This window comes from Campylobacter concisus (assembly GCF_002914005.1).
GTDB classification, from domain to species: Bacteria; Campylobacterota; Campylobacteria; order Campylobacterales; family Campylobacteraceae; genus Campylobacter_A; species Campylobacter_A concisus_N.
On sequence record NZ_POZU01000020.1, the window covers coordinates 1 to 3895 of the forward strand.

3 protein-coding genes and 2 pseudogenes are annotated in these 3895 nt (G+C 37.2%); 1 reads left to right on the plus strand and 4 read right to left on the minus strand.

From position 1 onward, the window contains the following. The 4 genes and pseudogenes from CYP54_RS02485 to mqnE form a co-directional block, all read right to left on the minus strand. Positions 1 to 690 (minus strand): annotated as a pseudogene (locus CYP54_RS02485) (glycosyltransferase family 39 protein); the annotation flags it as partial. A gap of 9 nt (positions 691 to 699) precedes the next feature. After that, complete coding sequence (locus tag CYP54_RS02490; RefSeq protein WP_054196841.1) at positions 700 to 1140, minus strand: phosphoribosyltransferase; 441 nt, start codon at positions 1138 to 1140, stop codon at positions 700 to 702. A 12-nt stretch (positions 1141 to 1152) separates the two neighbouring features. Then, positions 1153 to 2445 (minus strand): NCS2 family permease, encoded by a 1293-nt coding sequence (locus CYP54_RS02495; RefSeq protein WP_103604081.1) that lies wholly within the window; start codon positions 2443 to 2445, stop codon positions 1153 to 1155. 11 nt (positions 2446 to 2456) lie between these two features. Then, a complete protein-coding gene (mqnE, locus tag CYP54_RS02500; RefSeq protein WP_103604082.1) occupies positions 2457 to 3521 on the minus strand; it encodes an aminofutalosine synthase MqnE in 1065 nt (354 codons plus the stop codon). Positions 3522 to 3631: 110 nt separating this feature from the next. Here mqnE and CYP54_RS02505 point away from each other — a divergent pair. Then, positions 3632 to 3895, plus strand: a pseudogene (locus CYP54_RS02505) (HD domain-containing protein); the annotation flags it as partial.

Here is a 3895-nt window from a genome sequence, read left to right on the forward strand (position 1 = left end):
AATTCTATAAATCGTATAGACAAAAAATATAAAAATAAATGGCGAGAAAACAGCGGCAAAGATACCAAAAGTATCGATAAAGTGCCCACTTGGCCTACCATTTGTATCAAAACCAAAAAAGTAAAGCGTGAGTAAAAACAAAATAGCACTTAGCCAAGCAAGAGGCGGCTTTCTTTTGCAAAGTGCAAATATAAAAAATCCTACGTAAAATATCAAAAAATCGCCATCTATAAAAAAAGAAAGACAAAAAAATGTTACAAATAAAATTTTATTTTTAACATGAAAAAAGTATATACATAAGAGCGCCAGCATAACGCAAAGCCCAGCATTATTGACGATAAGAGCTGAAGCTAGCGTACCAGGAAGTAAGATAAAAAGCAATACCGCAATAAGTCTGTCAAACTCTAATTTAATGTAAAATTTGCTTATCTTATACATTAAAACGACGCTTATGACATGAAAAGCGATCATCACAGATCTTAGAGCAAGATCTGTTTGACCAAAAATTTGAACACTTAAGTTTAAAACATGGCTAAGAAAATTTTGTTTGTTAAAAAAAATTTCAGCTTCACTGTAACTTATGCTAAGAGAATTTGCCGTATAAAGTAAAAATATACAGTCAATCAAACATATCAAAAATACGCTAAAGGCGACGTGATGTCCAACAAATTCCCTAAATTTATCTAGCAAAAATTTTCCTTAAATATGTATATCCCAAAAAAACTCGATCCAATCGTGAGCCTCTTTTACCTTAAATTCTGGCAAAAGCAGAGCTTTCTCTTTATAAAAGACGGTCGCTATTTTTATATCTAAATTTGGATAGCGTTTGAGCAGCTCTCTTTTTATCTCGACCATACTCTCGCCACTATCGATGATGTCATCAACGAGTAAAATTTTAGTGTATTTGCTAAGATCTGGCACGTTAAAGATATTAATCGTATCAAGCTTGTTTGTATCTTCGTAATGGATAGAATTTAAGGTGAATAAATTTCTATTATTAAGCGCAACAGCTAGCGAGTGACCAAGCGTTAGACCGCCCCTTGCCACAGCTAGTATCACCTCTGGATCAAACTCATCTTTTATCTGTTTTGCCATCTTTTTAGTATCAACAGCAAATTCATCATAGCTATAAAATATCATCTTTCTTCCTTATCAATGCACTAAAAATACGATAAAACTAATGAGCGCTAGCACAACTACACCTAAATTTATATCGCTAAATTCTCTCTTTATGAGCTTAACTATGACGTATGACATAAAGCCAAATGCAAGGCCGTTTGTGATCGAGTAAGTAAGCGGGATGAGCACAACTATGAAAAATGTTGCAACCGCAATAGCTGGATCTTTAAAATTTATACTAGCAAGCTCAGCAAACATAAGCACGCCGACCATTACGAGGATCGGATAGATGGCATTGCCAGGGATAGCTTTAAAAAGTGGCAACATAAATAATGTAAGTATAAATAAAAGTCCGCAAAATACAGCCGTTAGACCAGTTCTACCGCCCTCTTCTACACCACTAGCACTCTCTACAAACGATGTGGTCGTACTTACGCCTACAAGTGAGCCAGCTGCCGTAGCAATAGCGTCAGCTTCAAGAGTTTTTTCAAGTTTTACGACGCCATCTTTTTTATTTTCATCAAAAATTCCAGCCCTTGTGCCAACGCCAGCTAGTGTGCCTATCGAGTCAAAAAGATCAGTCACAAAAAATGTGATAACAACTGGCAGCAAGGCTAGACTAAGCGCGCCTTTTATGTCAAGCTCTAAAAATATCGGAGAGATAGAGGCTGGAGTTGAGAAAATTTCTGTTGGATGAGGAGCGATACCAAGCACCCAAGCTATTACTGAAGTAGCAAGCACAGCTAGGATAAACGCGCCCTTTATCTTCCACGCCCAAAAGCAAATAACTAAAAATAGTCCCAAAACGCCAAGAAGTACGTTTGGATCTTTGAAATTTCCTATACCAACCAAAACTGCGTCACTATTTACGATAAAGCCCATTTGCTGAAACGCCACAAAGCTGATAAATGTACCTATGCCAGCGCTTATCGCCCTTCTTAGATCAAGTGGGATGGATCTAATTATCCACATTCTAAAATTTGTAAAAGACAAGACGACAAATATCACGCCGCTTAGAAAAACAACGCCAAGAGCCGTTTGCCAAGGTACTTTCATACCGATGCAAAGACCAAATGTAAAATAAGCATTAAGCCCCATGCCAACGCTCATCGCAACTGGCGTGTTCACCCAAAGACCATTTAATATAGTAGAAAAGATGGTAATTAGCGCAGTTGCCGTAATTAGTGCCTCATAAGGCATACCAGTTTTGCTCATAATGATCGCATTTACCGGCACGATATACATCATCGCCAAAAACGTCGTAAGTCCCGCTCCAAATTCCTGCTTCACACTCGTTTTGTTTTGTGCTAAGTCAAAAAATTTCACCCCAAGCTCCTTTAGTAAATTTTAAGTTCGTTATATAAACTATCACGCTCAACTGGCGTAAAACCAGATGTTTTTATGAGATCGCAAAATGTCTTTAGTGTAACGCCGTTTGCGCTATTTGCGCCAGCTGCACTTTGGATGCTCTCTTTTTCTATCGTGCCATCAAGATCATCTGCTCCAAATTCCTGAGCTATCATCGCTAAATTTAGCGTCGAAGTAGCCCAGTAAGCTTTGATATGTGGAACATTATCTAGCACAAGACGTGAGATCGCCAGAGTCTTTAAAATTTCAGCTGATCCTAGAAATTTAATATCTTTTAGGTAGTTATTTTCTCTTTGATAAACTAGTGGGATAAACGCGTTAAATCCGCCAGTTTCATCTTGCAAGTCCCTAATCCTTAGCATGTGATCGATCCTGTTATCGCGGCTTTCTATGTGACCAAAAAGCATCGTTGCGTTGCTTTGTTTGCCGTGATCGTGCCACATTTTGTGGATTTTGAGCCAGTTTTCGCTACTTACTTTGCCTTTGCAAATTTTAGCCCTGACCTCTTCATCAAAAATTTCAGCCCCACCGCCTGGCATGCTATCGACGCCGTATTCGAGCATCTTTTCTATCACCTCATCGTAGCTTAAGCCGTAATGTCTTGATAAAAAATCAATCTCAGCCGCCGTCATCGCCTTTACATGAAGCTCTGGATGAGCTGCTTTTATCTTTTTAAAAATTTCTAAGTACCACTGCCAGCCACTTTTTGCGTTGTGAGCTGATACGATGTGTATCTCCTTTACGCCGTGGCTCACGCTCTCATCAACGATCTTTAAAATTTCTTCGTGGCTCATTAAGTATGGATTTGGATTTTTTCTGTGGGCTGAAAATGCGCAAAATTTACAGATGTCAGCACAGATATTTGTTGGATTGATATGGCGATTTACATTAAAAAAGACCTTGTTACCGTGCAGCTTTCTGCGTTTTTTATCGGCAAATTTAGCTAACGTAAAAAGATCAAGCTCATAAAGCGAAAAAGCCTCTTGCTTGCTTAATCTCTCACCACTTTCTAGTTTTTGTAATAGATTCATTATCTTTATCGTCCTAAAGCTGAACTTAAGGCTTCATTATAGGCAAATAAAGCTTTGTTTTTGCAAAAATTATGTAACATTTGCCAAGATATTTTTAACAATGGAAACATTAAATGCTGGCCGATAAAAGTACCAAAAATAGTGACAATTATTTAAAAATCAAAGAGAAATTTCTTGATTTTAAGGCAAATTTACCAAAACATTTTCAAAAAAATCAGGGTAGAAATTTTGCAAATTTTTTAGCCAAAGAATATGATGATTTTATAAAATCTTATTTAAATGAAACTATGCGAGATTTTTTTGATGATTTTGTACCACAAAATGACAGCTTTGCTTTTAGCGTTCTAGCTACTGGAAAATACGCCCAAACCTTACTT

What these genes read in the sequence shown, in the direction of transcription:
- CYP54_RS02490 (WP_054196841.1), bottom strand. Translation starts at nt 1,140, where the DNA reads ATGATATTTTATAGCTATGATGAATTTGCTGTTGATACTAAAAAGATG.